General features: G+C 60.3%; 18 protein-coding genes and 1 tRNA gene. 8 read left to right on the top strand and 11 right to left on the bottom strand.

What is annotated here, in order from left to right:
• The gene (locus tag H0241_RS16195) at positions 1–951 is read right to left on the bottom strand and encodes a S1C family serine protease (RefSeq protein ID WP_181058666.1); all 951 of its coding nucleotides are present in this window, start codon (positions 949–951) and stop codon (positions 1–3) included.
• A gap of 169 nt (positions 952–1,120) precedes the next feature.
• On the opposite strand from H0241_RS16195, the gene H0241_RS16190 reads away from it, so the two are divergent.
• The 3 genes from H0241_RS16190 to H0241_RS16180 all read left to right on the top strand — a co-directional run bounded on the left by H0241_RS16190 (position 1,121) and on the right by H0241_RS16180 (position 3,755).
• Positions 1,121–1,993 carry a S1C family serine protease gene (locus H0241_RS16190; RefSeq protein ID WP_181058665.1) on the top strand — a complete coding sequence of 291 codons (873 nt, stop codon included), beginning with the start codon at positions 1,121–1,123 and terminating at the stop codon, positions 1,991–1,993.
• A gap of 8 nt (positions 1,994–2,001) precedes the next feature.
• Entirely contained in the window at positions 2,002–2,631 is a 630-nt protein-coding gene (locus tag H0241_RS16185) for a helix-turn-helix transcriptional regulator (RefSeq protein ID WP_181058664.1), read from the top strand.
• A 257-nt stretch (positions 2,632–2,888) separates the two neighbouring features.
• Positions 2,889–3,755, top strand: coding sequence for an SDR family oxidoreductase (locus H0241_RS16180; protein ID WP_181058663.1), 867 nt, complete (start codon positions 2,889–2,891; stop codon positions 3,753–3,755).
• Between the two features lie 462 nt (positions 3,756–4,217).
• Here the strand turns inward: H0241_RS16180 and H0241_RS36235 are convergent, their stop codons facing one another.
• Positions 4,218–5,522 carry an OmpA family protein gene (locus H0241_RS36235; RefSeq protein WP_328824704.1) on the bottom strand — a complete coding sequence of 435 codons (1,305 nt, stop codon included), beginning with the start codon at positions 5,520–5,522 and terminating at the stop codon, positions 4,218–4,220.
• Between H0241_RS36235 and H0241_RS35650 the strand changes: the two genes are divergently transcribed.
• From H0241_RS35650 to H0241_RS16165, 3 genes are all read left to right on the top strand, one after another.
• Positions 5,487–6,578, top strand: coding sequence for a hypothetical protein (locus tag H0241_RS35650; protein WP_235984306.1), 1,092 nt, complete (start codon positions 5,487–5,489; stop codon positions 6,576–6,578). The genes H0241_RS36235 and H0241_RS35650 overlap by 36 nt on opposite strands.
• A 106-nt stretch (positions 6,579–6,684) precedes the next feature.
• Entirely contained in the window at positions 6,685–7,131 is a 447-nt protein-coding gene (locus tag H0241_RS16170) for a YcgN family cysteine cluster protein (protein ID WP_181058661.1), read from the top strand.
• A gap of 301 nt (positions 7,132–7,432) precedes the next feature.
• Positions 7,433–7,777, top strand: coding sequence for a hypothetical protein (locus H0241_RS16165; RefSeq protein WP_181058660.1), 345 nt, complete (start codon positions 7,433–7,435; stop codon positions 7,775–7,777).
• 302 nt (positions 7,778–8,079) lie between these two features.
• Here H0241_RS16165 and H0241_RS16160 read toward each other — a convergent pair whose 3' ends face one another.
• The gene (locus H0241_RS16160; protein ID WP_181058659.1) at positions 8,080–8,790 is read right to left on the bottom strand and encodes an SIMPL domain-containing protein; all 711 of its coding nucleotides are present in this window, start codon (positions 8,788–8,790) and stop codon (positions 8,080–8,082) included.
• Between the two features lie 134 nt (positions 8,791–8,924).
• Between H0241_RS16160 and H0241_RS16155 the strand changes: the two genes are divergently transcribed.
• Positions 8,925–9,000 (top strand) — tRNA-Ile (locus tag H0241_RS16155).
• Positions 9,001–9,098: 98 nt separating this feature from the next.
• On the opposite strand, the gene H0241_RS16150 is transcribed toward H0241_RS16155, so the two are convergent.
• From H0241_RS16150 to H0241_RS16125, 6 genes are all read right to left on the bottom strand, one after another.
• Positions 9,099–10,289: a tyrosine-type recombinase/integrase gene (locus H0241_RS16150; protein WP_181058658.1), complete on the bottom strand. Its 1,191-nt coding sequence runs from the start codon at positions 10,287–10,289 to the stop codon at positions 9,099–9,101.
• A gap of 12 nt (positions 10,290–10,301) precedes the next feature.
• Positions 10,302–10,511, bottom strand: coding sequence for a helix-turn-helix domain-containing protein (locus H0241_RS16145; protein WP_181058657.1), 210 nt, complete (start codon positions 10,509–10,511; stop codon positions 10,302–10,304).
• Positions 10,512–10,576: 65 nt separating this feature from the next.
• Positions 10,577–10,828 (bottom strand): helix-turn-helix transcriptional regulator, encoded by a 252-nt coding sequence (locus tag H0241_RS16140; RefSeq protein ID WP_027039244.1) that lies wholly within the window; start codon positions 10,826–10,828, stop codon positions 10,577–10,579.
• Between the two features lie 635 nt (positions 10,829–11,463).
• Positions 11,464–11,958 (bottom strand): hypothetical protein, encoded by a 495-nt coding sequence (locus H0241_RS16135; RefSeq protein WP_181058656.1) that lies wholly within the window; start codon positions 11,956–11,958, stop codon positions 11,464–11,466.
• Between the two features lie 99 nt (positions 11,959–12,057).
• A complete protein-coding gene (locus H0241_RS16130; RefSeq protein WP_328824703.1) occupies positions 12,058–12,819 on the bottom strand; it encodes a thermonuclease family protein in 762 nt (253 codons plus the stop codon).
• 86 nt (positions 12,820–12,905) lie between these two features.
• Positions 12,906–13,244 carry a hypothetical protein gene (locus tag H0241_RS16125; protein ID WP_181058655.1) on the bottom strand — a complete coding sequence of 113 codons (339 nt, stop codon included), beginning with the start codon at positions 13,242–13,244 and terminating at the stop codon, positions 12,906–12,908.
• Between the two features lie 247 nt (positions 13,245–13,491).
• Here H0241_RS16125 and H0241_RS35645 point away from each other — a divergent pair, with 247 nt between their 5' ends.
• Positions 13,492–13,644, top strand: coding sequence for a hypothetical protein (locus H0241_RS35645; protein ID WP_235984305.1), 153 nt, complete (start codon positions 13,492–13,494; stop codon positions 13,642–13,644).
• A gap of 534 nt (positions 13,645–14,178) precedes the next feature.
• On the opposite strand, the gene H0241_RS16115 is transcribed toward H0241_RS35645, so the two are convergent.
• Positions 14,179–14,442 (bottom strand): DUF3892 domain-containing protein, encoded by a 264-nt coding sequence (locus tag H0241_RS16115; protein ID WP_181058653.1) that lies wholly within the window; start codon positions 14,440–14,442, stop codon positions 14,179–14,181.
• Positions 14,443–14,865: 423 nt separating this feature from the next.
• Positions 14,866–15,159: a hypothetical protein gene (locus H0241_RS16110; protein ID WP_181058652.1), complete on the bottom strand. Its 294-nt coding sequence runs from the start codon at positions 15,157–15,159 to the stop codon at positions 14,866–14,868.
• Positions 15,160–15,328 lie beyond the last annotated feature (169 nt).

Genomic DNA, 15,328 nt, shown 5'->3' with positions numbered 1-15,328 from the left:
TCAGCTGGCCCTTGCCACCGGTGTCACCGTCACCTGGCTGACGCCGGTGCGGCGCACCACGGTGCACAAAGTCTCGCGGCCGATGCGATCAGCGTCGAGCACGCGCACGAGGTCGTCGACGCCGGTGATCGGGCGGCCGTCTATTGCCGCGATGATGTCGCCCTCCTTCAGGCCGGCCTTCGCCGCCGGACCATTTTTCTCGACGCTACGCAGCCGCACCGCGGTGTTCGTCGAAACCTGCGACAGAAGCGCCGCACGGCGCGGCAGATTGGTGGTGTCGGCGGAGATGCCGATGAAGGCGCGGCGCACGCGGCCGAAGCGGATGATTTCCGAAATGACGAAATTGGCGGTGTTGGAGGCAACCGCGAAAGCGATGCCTTGCGCACCATGGATCATGGCGGTGTTGACGCCGATGACCTCGCCGGCCGACGACACCAGCGGCCCACCGGAATTGCCGGGATTGAGTGCCGCATCGGTCTGGATGACGTCGTCGATCAGCCGGCCGGTCGAGGCGCGCATCGAGCGGCCGAGCGCGGAGACGACACCGGAGGTGACTGTCCATTCGAAGCCGAGCGGGTTGCCGATGGCGATCGCGATCTGGCCGCGCCGCAGCCGCTTGGAATCGCCGAGCGGCGCGACATCGGCAAAGCTGCCGTCGGCGCGCACCAGCGCGATATCGGTGTCGGGGTCGCGGCCGAGAACGCGGCCTTCGCTGAAGGCGCCGTCGGGCATCGAGACGCGCACCGTTTTGGCGTCGCCGACAACATGGAAGTTGGTGACGACCAAGCCGTCCTGCGCGATGACGAAGCCGGAGCCGTGGCCGCCCTGGCCGCCAATGCGCTCGATGCGGCAGACGGCGGGGCCGATGCGGTCGACAGCGTCGGCTACCGTCGTCGAATAGGCGTCGAGCAGTGTGTCGTCCGGTTGAAAATTGGCGGCGGCGAGGGCCATCGGTGGGCTCCGTGTTTTCAGGCTTGATCGTGACTATATGTGCGGAGCGGCCGGAACCGCCGCGACCTGACCAGATGGCCAGTGAAACCATGAACTAGCCGTCAGGCGAGTATCTGCGAGCCTGCTGTCGAGCGATATCTGGGACATGCAAGAAACCCAGGAGACCAAAATGAGCGACTTCAATCTGAGCGCCTTTTCCGACGCCATCGCCGACATTGCCGCTGCGGCTGCACCGGCGACAGCAAGTTTCGCCACCCATCACCATCGCACGGTCAGCGCCTTCCACTGGCGTGATGGCTATTTCATCACGGCCGAGGAAGCCGTCGAGGCCGGCGAAGAGATCGAATTGACGTTTGCTTCGGGCGAGACGGGAAAGAGCGAACTGCTCGGCCGCGATCCCTCGACGGGCGTAGCACTTCTGAAGCCGGCGGGTGCTGTCAGCGCCGCGACGCTTGCCAAGGCTGACGCCGTGCGACCCGGCAATCTGGCCATTGCCATCGGCAGCAGCCAGGGCTCGGCGCTGGCCGTGTCGGGCTCGGTCGGTGAGGTCGGTCCTGCCTGGCGTTCGATGCGCGGCGGCACCATCGACCGGCGCATCAATCTTGCCGTCAATGCCGGCGGTCGTTTCGAGGGCGGTCCGGTGCTCGACGCCAAGGGTGGGCTGATCGGCATGCTGTTGTTCGGGCCGCGTGGGCGTGCGCTGGTCATGCCCTATGAGACGATCGAACGGGCCGTTGCGACTCTGCGCGAAAAAGGCCATGTCGCGCGCGGCTATCTCGGCGCCGGCCTGCACCCGATCCGCGATGGCGCGGCGCGTGGCGCCATGGTGATGAGCCTCGACGACAATGGCCCGGCCAAGGCCGCCGGCCTTGCTCTGGGCGACATCATCGTGGCGTGGAACGGCGAGGCCGTACACGGACCACGCGAGCTGATCCGCAAGCTTGGGCCGGATAGCGCGGGTGTGTCGGTGACGCTGGGTGTCGTACGCGGCGGTGAGCAGCGTGATGTTGCACTGACCGTTGGCGAGAAGCCGCTAAGCTGAGAGGGCTGATGGCGCAGAGCGTAACGCTGACGATGGCGAGAACAGAGCCGGCAGCCCACCGGCTGACGGTGCTGGTCGCGCTCGGCGATGCCATGCGTGCCGAACAGCTGGCCGATGCACTCGCGGCAAGCGATGATCTGCTGCCGGTCATGGCCGGAAGCGCTCAGCCGGTTGATGTGGCCGTGGTCGACGAGCTAGACAGTTTGGCCGTTGGCCCGGCCACACCCCGTGTGCTGCTCTCCCGACACGCGGGCCAGGCGGCCGGCAATGTGCTTGCCGTCCTGCCGGCCTCGGCGGACGCCTTGCTGATTGCCGCCGCGGCACGGCTGGCGGCGGCCGGCTATCGCATCACCCAGATAGGGCCGTCAGAGGCCGCCGCGCATGGCGATTTCCACGGCGAGCTGCCGGACGACGAAGCGGCCGACGACAACCGGCCTCGCCCGGCGCTGTCGCCGCGCGAGGCCGAAGTGCTGGCGCTGCTGGCCGAAGGTGCGCCCAACAAGGTGATCGCGCGGCGGCTCAACATTTCCGTGCACACGGCAAAGTTCCATGTCGCCGCGATCCTGATCAAGCTCGGCGCCGCAAACCGCACCGACGCGATTGCGATTGCGATGCGGCAGGGCCTGGTGCTGGTTTAGACTCTGCCGATATTCAGGTGAGGCCGGCCTGCAAATGGCGCCTTCCTGCGCTTCCGTACTTAAGTACGCTCCGCTCCGGTTCTCGGAAGCCACCATTTTCGGCTCGGCCTGACCTGAATCTCAGCAGACCTAATCCGGCCCGCCATCGTTCCAACCCTACGCAACGTAATCAGCTTTGCATGCCTTGGGACCTTGCGCACTACATTGCCGCCGCGCAAAGGTTCGCGCCTGTGATGTTGCAAGGGAGGTGCCAAGACATGTCGCTCAAGGGTAAGACGCTGTTCATCTCCGGTGGGTCGCGCGGCATTGGGCTGGCGATCGCGCTGCGAGCGGCGCGCGACGGCGCCAATGTGACGATCGCGGCCAAGACCGCCGAGCCGCACCCGAGGCTGCCGGGCACGATCTATTCGGCTGCCGAAGAGATCGAGCAGGCCGGCGGCAAGGCGCTGCCTGTTTTGTGCGACATTCGCGAGGAGGCGCAGGTTGCCGAGGCCGTCGCTAGAACCGTGGAAAAGTTCGGCGGCATCGACATCTGCATCAACAATGCCAGCGCCATCCAGCTCACCGGCACGCTGGAGACCGACATGAAGCGCTACGATCTGATGCATCAGATCAACACGCGCGGCACTTTCCTGGTGTCGAAAATGTGCATTCCGCACCTGAAGTTGGCAAGTAATCCTCACATCTTGAATCTGGCGCCGCCGCTCGACATGAAGGCCAAATGGTTCAAGAACCACGTCGCCTACACCATGGCCAAGTTCGGCATGTCGATGTGCACGCTGGGGATGAGCGCCGAGTTCGCCAAGGACGGCATCGGCGTCAATTCGCTGTGGCCGATCTCGACCATCGACACGGCGGCGGTGCGCAACCTCTTGGGTGGCGCGACGGTGGCGGCGATGAGCCGTTTGCCCGATATCATGGCCGATGCCGCGCATGCCATCTTCCTGCGGCCGTCGCGCGAGACATCAGGCAATTTCTACATCGACGAAGAGGTGTTGCGCGCCGAGGGCGTCACGGATTTCTCGGTCTACGCGCCGGGTGCGACCGGGCCGCTGGCCGGCGACTTCTTCGTGCCGGACGAAGTGTTTGCCAATTCGACGACGAACGTCAAAAGCATCTACTAGCTGATATCACCTGCTGTCGGCGCTGCCTCTCATCCGCCTGCCGGCGTTCGTCGTTCGAAAAGCCAAGCAATTGGCTTTTCGCCCGCTATGCGGACCGTGACTTACCTCCCCGTGAACGGGGAGAAGGGTCTGATCACTCTTCGCCCTTCTTGCCCTTGGCCAGGCCATCATCCGGTATAGGCACAAGGCCAAAGCGCGTCGCGTTCATTGCGACGCAAAAAAACCCCGCCGGGAGGGCCGGCGGGGCTCAATACGTCCCGCTGGAGTCGGGACGGGGCAGGGAACGCCCAGCCCTGAATCTGGGGTTTGCCGCCCCGTGATTCAATGAGCCGGCGCTAATGTCGCTACAATTGTTGTTGAACGGGATGTGGCGTTCGTAGGGCCGCCCATCCCGGTTCGCCGGGATGGGTCTTTCTTGCTGATCTGATTCTAGAAGCCCCATTAAGCCTCTGGAAAAGCAGATCAATTGTTGCTTGCCACCGGCGCCACCAGCGAGGTGATGCGGCGGATGGCGACGCGGCGGTTCTCACGGTTGGGACCCGACGTGTCGACCTTGAGATACTGCTCGCCATAGCCCTGTGTCGTCAGGTTCTCCGGCGGGATACCGAAGGCATTGGTGAGTGCCTCCGCAACCGCTTCGGCGCGCCGGTCGGACAGAGCGAGGTTCGCTTCCGGCGTGCCGACGGCATCGGTATGGCCCTCGATCAGGAAGGTCTCCGCCGGGTTCTTCTTCAACAGCTTCTCCATGGCGTTGGCGACGCCGTCGAGCTTCTGTACCTCGGTATCGGAGATCGAGGCCGAACCGAACTCGAAGTTCAGCGTATCAAGATCGACGCGGCGGGCGATGTCGCGCACGCGGGCCGAACGCTTGACCTCGTCGATAGAGTAGAGACGCTGGACGCGCTCCACCGGAGGCTGTTCGAGGAAGGTGTAGTAGTCGTCCGGGTCCTCGACATCCTCGGAGTCCAGGATGTAGTCCTCGCGCGGAATGGTGAGCCGCATCGGCGGCAGATCGTCGCCGGGATCGCGCCAGTCACCATCGTCGTCATAGTGCCGCTCGTCGACATAGCTCAGCACATATTCGCGCCCATCCTGCGTGATGCGCGAACGCTGGATAACGTCGCCATAGCGGTTGCGGATGGTGATGATCTGGACGCCATTGTCACGCTCGACGATTTCCCGGGTGCGACCGCCCGACAGATCCTCGTAATAGACATTCCTGGCGCCGCGGTGCATGCGCGGGGCGTCACTGCTTTCGACGATCGTCTGGTTGTTGAACTGCAGGATGACGCGGTCGCCGAACTCCCTCAGCACGTTGGTGCCTTGCGGACGTGGACGACGGCGAACATCGACAATGTCGGGCGCCTGTTCGATGCGCTTGCCCTTTTCCTCGGTCACCGGGGCGATCTTTTCAGGCTGGATTGCCTGCTGGGCCGACTTGTCGTCGGTGGGCGGCGGTCCCTGATCGACCGGAGCCGGCTTAGGGTTCTGCGCCTCGGTGCCGCCCTGCGCGGGCTGCTCGCCCGTCTGGCCGCCCGCATTCTGGTCACTGCCATTCTGGTTGTTGCCGTCCTGGCCGCCTTGGTCCTTGCGATGTTTGCGCCTGGCGTCCTTCTGGCTGTCCAGAATGGGTGCTTCGTCGGGATTGGCCGTGGCTTCGCCCTGCGCCGGCTTTTCGCCCTGCGCCGGCTGCTCGGCATTGGCGGGCTGTTGCTCACCTGTCGCGGGCTGTTGTTCACCGGTCGCCGGCTGCTGTTCGCCCGTCACCGGCTGTTCGCCAACAGGTTTCTTGCCATGCTTCTTGGCCTGGTCCTTAGGCTGTTCACCTTCGGCGGGCGCGGCCTGCTGATCGGCCGGGGGCTGAACCGGCTCGGCCTGCGGCACGGGTTCTCCGGCAGGGGCAACCTTGGTGGCTGGTGGCTGTTCGGCAGGTGCGGCCTCGATCTGCTGATCCTGCTTGCGCTTTTTCTTGCGCGGGTTGTTGTCGTTCGCCGGCGCTACCTGTTCGGTGGGCGCTGCTTGCTCGGCAGGCTGCTGGGCCGGCTGTTCGGCGGGCGCCGCTTCGATCTGCTGCTGGTCGCGCTTCTTCTTGCGCGGCTTCAGCGGCTGCTCGTCGGTTGCCGGTGCGGCCTGTTCGGCCGGTTGATCCGCCGGTGCGGCCTGGATCTGCTGCTGCTGGTCACGCTTCTTCTTGCGCGGCTTCAGCTGCTGCTCGTCGGTCGCGGGTGCTGCCTGTTCGGCGGGCTGATCCGCTGGCGCGGCCTCGATCTGCTGCTGTTGATTGCGCTTCTTCCTGCGCGGCTGCTGCTCTTCAGCCGGCGCGGCCTGTTCAGCAGGAGCCTGCTCGGCCTGCTGCTGTTGATTGCGTTTCTTCCTGCGCGGCTGCTGCTCTTCGGCCGGAGCGGCCTGTTCAGCGGGAGCCTGCTCGGCCTGCTGCTGTTGGTCGCGCTTCTTCTTGCGCGGCTGTTGTTCCTCGACGGCCGGTGCCGGTTGCTCGGCGGCTGGCGCTGCCTGTTCGGCCTGCTGGCGTTTCTTTTTGCGCGGCAGTTCCTGGTCGGTCTGCTGACCATCTGCAGCAGGGTCGTCCTGGACCAGGATCAATGGCGCGGCCGTGTGCTGCAAGGGGCCGAAAACGGCGTTGCCCTGCAGCGGGGATGCGCCCAACGGCGCGGATGCCATCAGCAGGCCAAGTGCCGTACCTGCCAGTACCCGTGGTTGGCGTTTCATCACAAATTCTCCTTGTGGGGTCCCATCCCTGCCCAAACTTTCATCATCCGGATTGGTTCCGGTTTGTGGACATTATCGGCAACGAAGGACGATTGACCGGCCTTTTGAAGGCAACTTCATGTTTTTCGTATGGTGCGGCCGGCATCTGCGGCAGCACTACAGCTTGACCTCACCGCCAGCGAGGGCCACATCTCCGCCCATAATGGACACGCCGTTCTGGAAAACCAAGACATTGGAAGCGATGACGCCCACCGAGTGGGAATCGCTCTGCGACGGCTGCGGCAAATGCTGCCTGTCGAAACTCGAGGACGAAGACACCGGGGAAATCTACTGGACATCAGTCGGCTGCCGGCTGTTCGATGGGCAAACCTGCCGCTGTTCGGACTATGCCAACCGGCTGGCGCGCGTGCCGGACTGCGTCGGGCTGACGCCGCAGAATGTGCGGACCATCAGCTGGTTGCCGAAAACCTGCGCCTACCGGCTGGTTGCCGAGGGACACGATCTCTACTGGTGGCACAGGCTGGTTTCGGGAAGTGCCGAGACTGTGCACGAGGCCGGCATCTCGATCCGTGGCCGGGTTAGCGCCAGCGAGACCGATCTTGCCGAGCCCGACGACTATTTCGACTACATGCTCGACGACGAGCCCTAAATTCAAAGAGATAGAGCATGATGTCTGGACAAACGCTGTTTGTCCGAGAAAACCGCTTCACACTTTTCGGCATCATGCTCAAGCGTCTGGAACGGATGTAGCCGCCGCCCGTTCTGGGTGACCGGACGTTTTTGAGGCTCCAAGTCGTTTGCAGTGGCGGAAGGGGCGGTTGCTTTCGAGCTGTCCGGCAGATTAACCCAAAATGAACGGCCGGTTCGCAAAGAGTTCAGACTGCAAGGAGCATTCTCCCCCCATCGGTTCGACGAAGACGGGCGCAAGCCCTCAACAAGGAGAGAAGACAATGTTCAACCAGATCAAGACGGCAGCCCTTTCGGGTCTCGTAGCTCTCGGCACTCTAGCCGCTGTGCCCGCCCAGGCAGACTCGATCTATCTCGGCTTCGGCAACAACCATGATCGCCGCGTCGGCGTCTATACTGGCGACGACGAGGACGGCTTTCGCCGTGACCGCAATTGGCGCCGCTGCTCGCCGGACCGCGCGCTCGACAAGGCCGAGCGTATGGGCCTGCACCGCGTCCGCATCGTCGACATCAACCGCCGCGTGGTGAAGGTGGCCGGCCGCCAGTATGGCGATCGCGTGGTGGTCGTGTTCGCCAATGAGCGCGGCTGCCCGGTTATCTATCGCTAAGCAGGGCACGACTTCCTCGGAAGTCGGCCCGGGACATGATCTTCTGCGAAGATCAGTCCGGAGACATGACCTTCTTCGAAGGTCAGTCTGGGATACGACCTTTTGCAAAGGTCGATCCGGAGTAGCGGCATGACCCTTCCGCGGGTCAGCCAGGAGCCCCTTTCCCATAGCGCGAAAAGGTGCGGCTCGAAAAAACCCCGGAGGACCAAGTCCTCCGGGGTTTTTCATATTTGATGCCAACTAAGATACCGGCCAGTTCGGGCCGCAGCATGATGCCGCGGGCCTTGCTGATTTGGATAAGCCTATTTGAGCTCGAAGGTGACGGTGACCTGCACGGCGTAGGCATTCTCGCCGGCCTGCACAGGAACCGCGGCGCCCGCCGCATCGAAGGCCTTGGCGTTGATCGGCATCGGCGCCGGCGCGATGTTCTGGTCGGTGATTTCCAGCACCCGGCCGATGCTGACGCCGGCAGCCTCGGCCAGCGTCTTGGCCTTGGCCATGGCGTCGGCGACCGCCTTCTTGCGGGCCTCGGTGACGGCGGTTTTCGGATCCTCGTTGGAGAACGAGATGCCGCCGCCCTGGTTGACGCCGAGCGACACCGCCTTGTCGAGAATCTCGCCGGTCTTGTCGATGTCGCGGATGCGCACGGAGAGCGTGTTGGTCACCTGGTAGGCGACAAGCTCGGCCTCCTGGCTGCCGTCGGGCTTGTTGGTGTAGTTGTAACGCGGGTTGATCTGGATGCCGGCGGTCTGCAGGTCACGGTCCTTGATCCCTGCCGATTTCATTGCCGCGATCACGGCGGCCATGGCATCGTTGTTGGCGTCGAGTGCCGCGCGTGCGGTCTTGGCCTCGCGCATGACGCTGAGCGTCAGCAGCGCCAAGTCGGGCGCCGCGGTCGACTGGCCTTCACCCGACACGATGATGCGGGGCGGGGGCAGCGAATCGGCAGCAGCGGCAATCGCCGGAAAAGCGATCGCCGCGGCAAGTGCGAGCGGCAAAAGATGTCTGGTCATGAAAATCTCCTCGGTCTGCGATCCAGTCGCGCCTGTCGACTAGGATGCGAATATGGGCTGATTTGGGCGATCTCGACCAGCCCGACCGGAAAGCCTTGTGCGGCGTAAGGAAAAACACTAATCCAGCGCGCGTGGGGCCTGTAGCTCAATGGTTAGAGCCGGCGGCTCATAACCGCTTGGTTGGGGGTTCGAGTCCCTCCGGGCCCACCATAACCATTGATTTTATTGAGAAAAAGTGGCCTGGGCCCAAAACGTTTTGGGCCCATTATGGGCCCACCGTGGTCCCGGTTTGTTCCGACTCGATTTGATTATCTGACGATGCGGAGGTTTGCCCGTCGCTTCATGGCATCCCGTTTCGCCTCGCGCTCGTTGATAGCGCGAGCAATATCAACCGCGATCCGCTTCTTGTTGGCCTCACGCACATATTCATCAGTTACAGTCATGGAGGAATGGCCCATCGCTTCCATGATGGCCCGCGCTTGGATGTTGCATTCAGCGAGGTAGGTGCCGAAGGTGCGGCGCAGGCCATGGAGCGTGTAGCCGGCAGGAATTCCCGCCTGCCGCGTCCAGTGCTGCATCATACCTGTCAGGCTCTTTTCCGAAAATGATCTGCCATAGGCGTTCTTCAAGACAGTGCCGCCTTTCGAGCGATCGAGCGGATCCAAGGCCGCAGCTAGCTTGTCGACGACTGGAATGAACATCTCCCGCCCGCCATGGCGGTTGCGGTTCTTCTTCTGACGGAAATCAAAGGCCTCGATTAGCACCAGCGAGCCGTCGAACAGTTCGATCTCTTCGGTTAGAAGATCATCCCACGCAAGAGCAGCGATATCGCCGCGACGATTTCCAAGCCAGAAGCCGAGTGCGTAGCAGGTGCGTGCGGCTGTCCCGATGGGGTGTCTCTCCTCGAACCTTTCGCGCGTCGCGATCGGCCAGGCCGGGTTCCTGGTCGATTTGGGCACTCGCACGCGGATGGACAACGAGGGATCGTCCTGCGGCTTTATCCATTTTTCGATGTCGGTCGCGACCCATACAAGCTTCTTTATGGCCACCAACATGTGTTTGGCGACCGTACGGTTTGTTCTGAAGATGCCTTCAATTATGGCGCGAAGCCGATCGGCGTCGAGGTGTTCGACTGGCGTTTCGCGCCACGTCAGCGGATATGCAGGATCAACCTTCAGGCTGAGAAAGCGCTCGATCAGTCGCGCATTCTTCCGCTGCGTTGCTTCATCAAAATCCAGCCACTCCATCGTGGTCTCAAGTCGACGCGCGGCATGGCCAAATGTTTTTGGCAGTGCCCGACCGGGCAAATCGATAATAACTGCATTCTTATGTTGGCCCTGCGTGGCCTTCTCGTAAACCACCTCGAACTCGGGATCTCCTGGCTTACCGGGAAGGTGGATTTCAGGCATGCCCTTTGCGCGGTACCGATAGATTAGCTTGCCGTTCTTGAAGCGCGAAGATACCCCAGGGTAACTGGCGTCCTTAAATGGGCGAGCCATCAAATGCTCCTTTCAGGACCCTTTCAGATTTGCCCCTAGCGAACGGGTTTCGCTTTCGATGGCAACGCGCAGGAGTACCGGGTAAGGAAAGCCTCTTCCTTGCTCTATGCCTTCAAAGGTGCGCTTCGGTATTCCCAGCACCTTGGCCGCGGCTGCGGCAGTGAACCCTTCCTTGGCCCGCCATGCTTTCACGTCTTGCGCAAGTTTCTCATTCTCGTTCACGTCATGCCTTCCGCACGCGCTATTATCGTACTACGTCTGCAGCGTATACGCAACAAGCGTAATTGCTATCTTTTTTCTACGTCCCGTTTGCTTCGTTCCAACAGCTCTTGAAGGCCGCTATCTTTGTCCGGCAACGAGGTGAAAGCAATATCCAGGGCAACACGATCCCAGACAGCGCGGCTGTTGATGCGCTTGGGCTGGGGCATCCGCCCATCGGCGACCATCTCGTCAAAAAGCGTCGATCCGACACCGATGTAACGAGCCGCTTCCTCACGAGATAGCCCTCGTGGGGCATACGAGATTGCGTCACTCTTCATGGACGCTGCCTCGGTCCTGGTAATCCAGGCGTGTTGGTATCGAAGCGCAAAGCCACATCCTAGTTGCCAATTCGTAGCGAGGAGATCGTGTTGGGCTAAAATAACAAGAGCCTCGGTAAGCGGAAGCGGCCTGACTCGTTTGTTCGGCATAAACTGGCAGCAATGTGTCAAGGTGTGATCACGGCAGGAAAGCGAGAAGTGGGACAAGTCGGCGGACGGCTTTGCGGGGGCTGGCGGTGAGAGCCACTACTGGCTCCGATGCCGTGCAAAGGTGAATCGGCATATCCCCGCCGAAATAATCGACCACGAAGCCATGGTGAACAAGGCGGACGTGCTGCCTACGGGGCAAGAACAGTGGAAGCGTAGCCTTGGACGCATTGGCGACAGGCTTGAACCGGCCGGCTCCGCCTGCGGTCAACAGTTCTACAAACAACGCGTTGCCGGCCGCAGCCTCGCGGAATTGCACGGCGAAGACACTATGAAGCTTGTGCATCTCCAATGAATGATTGCTGGAATAGGTTGGTCGCGCTGAAAAGCGATTAAAATTCAATGCCAGAGGCGGAAGGATTGTCCGCCATTGGCGGAGTTCAACGAAACGCACTCTATGAGGACGCAACGGGGTCTGAAAATCGATACTAGTATTCGATTTTGTGTGCGTCGAGATGTTTTTTTGCCTTCACGATTAGCTCTCTCAACTCTGCAATACGGTGGAGTGCTGTGAACGTAACAGAGATGTTTCCCGGAAATATATTGAACATGGTTCGTCCTCGCCCGTCGTTAAATACGATAATCTTCAGGCCGTCGATTTCGAATTCAACTTCATAAAAGGCAAATCTATCTGATTTAATGCTTACGTTGGATAGTTTATCAATCGCAACGAGAAGCTTATCAATGTTGTCGTGCTGTATCGCCGTCGCCGACGATTGAGGGTAATCGCCCATAGTTTCTGCTGCAATTCGAATGAAATAGGCCGCGTGTCTGCGCTCGGGGACAAAAGCTTCGCGCGCTTCTACTTCAATCTTGCCAAGACCTTGCATCGAGCCAATCGACGTATAACTCCGAATTACTATGTCACTGGCTTCGGAGGGCTGAGATTCAGATTCTGCGGGATGCATACCTGCCAAGTTCATTTGAATTTTCTCCCATTGTTTGATGAAGCTATTTCGCTGGTGGTCAATAGCGGAGTTCAGAGGTGAAAGAGCCGAGCTTCCCTGGGCGCAATCGGGTCGTCACCGCTTCGACCGCCGCCAACCGGCCGCCATGGCTTCCGCTTCCAAGCAGAACCATCTTTCGCCTTTGGCTTGGTTGATCACAGTGACGCTGTAATACTTCTGTCCCGGCACGTGATAGATGCGCTCGCCTTCGGCCGAGATGTTGCCTTTGATGTTGCAGCCCGCATTGCCGCTTCCGAGCGCAAAGAGCGGTGCTGATGGTGTTTGCACGTCATCACTAGGTTGCGCTCGCCAATCCCATGGCACTTGAAAGGATCCTACCCACAGGCCAACCTTTGACGCCTTGGCCTTCGCCTGTTGCGCAGCATAGGCACCATTGCTGTATTTCGGCCAATCAAGCGCTTGTCCGTGCTCGACCATCCATGCCGCCACGCTGGCGCCATCAGCTCGCACGCAATCGCCGACAAAGCGTCCATAGCGATCCCATGTAACGAATGCGCACTGGACCGGCTTGGAGGCCGCTAGGAAGCCGTCCAGCGCTTCGGCGGAACGTCGGCCGCAAGGGTATTCGAAACCCTTTGCGTCGTTGCAATACTGCCGGCTCTCGGGTGCGTCGATCCCGTTGAACCGCACACGCTGCCCGTGAACCTCGATCGTGTCGCCATCGATTACAGACGCCACGCCTACAATCTCTACGGGCTTCGGCTTGATCAGGTTTTGCAGATTGATTTCCGGCAACGATCCGCTGTTGTGCATGACGAACTGCGTCACCAAGGCAGAGGTCGCGGCCACCGTCACGAGCACGAGACGAAGCGGCACGCTTGCCCATCGCCTAGCACGTGTGCGTTTCGCACCAGTGCGCCGCCGCCACTGGTGAGAGCGATTGCGCGATCTATCGATAGCGATCACATTGCGCCGCCTGGACGGCTTTCAGCGGATCGCTTGCCGCAGCGAGAGCCGTCCGCCGCCACGTTGTTGTCGGTAGGGCAGTTGCCCGAGTAGCCTCCGCCACCAGATGCCGGCGATCTGTATTGCTGAACCACAGCGACGCTGCGTTGCCCGTCACCCTCAATATGCGTGTTGTTGCTGTTTGGGTTGAACGGGTCGACGGTTTGCAGAAGTGAATTTGTTCTATTTGCATCACCTGACGCGAGCGTCATCGTGTCGTAATTGTTCAAATAGTCGGCAGCACAGCCGGACGTGAGAACCGCAGTCGCTGCGGCAAAATACAAGCGCAAATGCATTGAGGTATCCCCCGACACCGAAGGCATAATGCGCCATTTGCTTTTTGTTGTCGATTCCTTGTTGGGGTGCTTGCGGTTCGCGCTGCACTAAGCAAAGTTGGTCAAGGGTTAGGGTTTTGGGGGAATCATGAAGCGATTTGCTGTGACCGTCGCTGCGTTCGTTTGCCTTGTAGGCTGCGCCACGCCACCGGACAAAATAGCAGGGGTTCCTAATGCTGGTCCTTGCACACAAGCAGATCGAGAGCGGTTGGCGCTTCTGACCAATCAACAGAACAAGGCGGCGACTGGTGACGCCCTTGGTGTGTTCCTGATCGGTGTTCCCATGTCGTCAATGTCGGGCGGCGATCACGAAACCGAAATTGCAGTTCTCAAAGGACGCTGCGGCCCCCCGAAGACCTAGGGCAGAGGCGTAGCGATATCGCAGCAAACATTCAAACCGGCGCGAAACGACGAGTTCGCGAGGAACGGTTGGTGGATTCGGTTAGTCGCTTTGGAAAGCGCTAGAAGTCAACGATCCCAGGGGGAGGGGTCCTCCGCCAATCCCGTTCTTGGCTATTATTCGTTGGAGGTGAATTTCGCTGAAGGATACTCGGCGACGATGTGCTTCTCGACGACGACAGTTATTTTTAGCCTTTTGGCCAGCGGCTACTTTTGCTGCATCAAATGCCTCTTGGGCGGCCTGTATTGTTAAGAAGTCACCGATAAGTGTTGTATTGGGCAGGCGGTACCACTTTTTGGTCCTGCCTCCCCATATTTCGATCTTCCAACCGCGGCTGATCGCCTGATTGATGAATTCGCCATGGGGATCCTGCCTGGTTTGAGGTCATATGAGGCAATAAATGACGGCATCAGTCGTATCCGATCCGCGCAAAAAATAATTGGTTGCGCTGCCGGCCTTAGCAGTCCGGCAGCGCGTACTTTGACTATTTCCTTACTAACACTCAGTAAGCGCCAACAAGTTATCGTTGTACGTCCCGTCGGCATGAGTGCGGACGTATTTGCCATTCGGTCCATTGACCACAAGGACGTTAGCGCGTTTGCCGCCAACCATCGTGTAGAATGTGTTGGTGCCGTCCTCGATCCACTGGATTACCTGAGATCTGGTCCATTTGCCGGTGGAATTGCCGAGGTGCGTAATACCCTCGTGTTTGTTCTCACGTGGAACTTTGTTGATACAAGTAACCTGCACGTCTGTCATTGGAATTGCTCCTTTCGATATTGCGGAGCGATTGAGAATGGTAGCGCTTGAGAGGATGTCTGACCATTTCGTAGCTCCTGCGGCTTGCCAAGTAAGCCTCAGGACGCTAGCTACCGACCTGCCAAGGAGCGGACTCGCGGTCTTTGTTCGTCCACTCGGCACCACACGACCGTGAGTACGCAACAGACAGAGGCAGACAGCGAATCACATGCCGTCTGCCTCTTTTCTATGCAAACTCTGTCTTCCAGTAAACGGACAGTAACGTCTTGTTTTAAATAATGGTCGCTGCCGATAAATCAGTAAGTCTGACTTATCGCTCCCTTTTTTCCTTGAGGAAAACATCCCGATGACTGCCCAACCTGCCGCCGAGCCGGAACGTCGCCGCATGCCTTCGGGGGCGCATATGGCGACTGACTTAGAGGGCTAATAGTTAGCCTTGAAGCTTCCACGGCCAAGTTCGAACGCGCGCTTACAAAGGCCAATTCCACGGCCAAATAGCAGCTTGCGGACATCCAAAAGCAGTTCAAGGAGACAAACAAGAAGCTCAGCGATGGGCTTAAGTTTGGCGGCTTTTCGGTAGCCGGACCTGACAGCCTCGAGACGGGCGCGGCAGGTTTTGCCGGGGCCTTTGCCGTCGACAAGATCAAGGACTATGCCGACGCGTGGACGACGGCTGGCAAGATTGCCGCGCCCGCTGTGGTTAGCGGCGTTCAGCAAGATCGCTCGACCAGCTAAATCAGATCGCAACAGACACGCGCTCCGGTCTTACGCAGACGGTCGACCTGTACGCCAAGCTTCTGCGAGGTTGCTATTGCAACCGAGGTCGTCAACAAGGCATTCAAGGCTGGTGGCGTCGAAGCGAGCGAGCAGGCGGCGGGCATTCTTC

It is taken from the genome of Mesorhizobium neociceri, from assembly GCF_013520985.1.
In the GTDB taxonomy this organism is placed as follows: Bacteria; Pseudomonadota; Alphaproteobacteria; order Rhizobiales; family Rhizobiaceae; genus Mesorhizobium; species Mesorhizobium neociceri.
The sequence above is the reverse complement of the archived record's forward strand: the minus strand, read 5'-3'. Positions and strand labels throughout refer to the sequence as shown.

What these genes read in the sequence shown, in the direction of transcription:
- H0241_RS16195 (WP_181058666.1), bottom strand. Translation starts at nt 951, where the DNA reads ATGGCCCTCGCCGCCGCCAATTTTCAACCGGACGACACACTGCTCGAC.
- H0241_RS16190 (WP_181058665.1), top strand. Translation starts at nt 1,121, where the DNA reads ATGAGCGACTTCAATCTGAGCGCCTTTTCCGACGCCATCGCCGACATT.
- H0241_RS16185 (WP_181058664.1), top strand. Translation starts at nt 2,002, where the DNA reads ATGGCGCAGAGCGTAACGCTGACGATGGCGAGAACAGAGCCGGCAGCC.
- H0241_RS16180 (WP_181058663.1), top strand. Translation starts at nt 2,889, where the DNA reads ATGTCGCTCAAGGGTAAGACGCTGTTCATCTCCGGTGGGTCGCGCGGC.
- H0241_RS16170 (WP_181058661.1), top strand. Translation starts at nt 6,685, where the DNA reads ATGGACACGCCGTTCTGGAAAACCAAGACATTGGAAGCGATGACGCCC.
- H0241_RS16165 (WP_181058660.1), top strand. Translation starts at nt 7,433, where the DNA reads ATGTTCAACCAGATCAAGACGGCAGCCCTTTCGGGTCTCGTAGCTCTC.
- H0241_RS16160 (WP_181058659.1), bottom strand. Translation starts at nt 8,790, where the DNA reads ATGACCAGACATCTTTTGCCGCTCGCACTTGCCGCGGCGATCGCTTTT.
- H0241_RS16150 (WP_181058658.1), bottom strand. Translation starts at nt 10,289, where the DNA reads ATGGCTCGCCCATTTAAGGACGCCAGTTACCCTGGGGTATCTTCGCGC.
- H0241_RS16140 (WP_027039244.1), bottom strand. Translation starts at nt 10,828, where the DNA reads ATGAAGAGTGACGCAATCTCGTATGCCCCACGAGGGCTATCTCGTGAG.
- H0241_RS16135 (WP_181058656.1), bottom strand. Translation starts at nt 11,958, where the DNA reads ATGAACTTGGCAGGTATGCATCCCGCAGAATCTGAATCTCAGCCCTCC.
- H0241_RS16125 (WP_181058655.1), bottom strand. Translation starts at nt 13,244, where the DNA reads ATGCATTTGCGCTTGTATTTTGCCGCAGCGACTGCGGTTCTCACGTCC.
- H0241_RS16115 (WP_181058653.1), bottom strand. Translation starts at nt 14,442, where the DNA reads ATGACAGACGTGCAGGTTACTTGTATCAACAAAGTTCCACGTGAGAAC.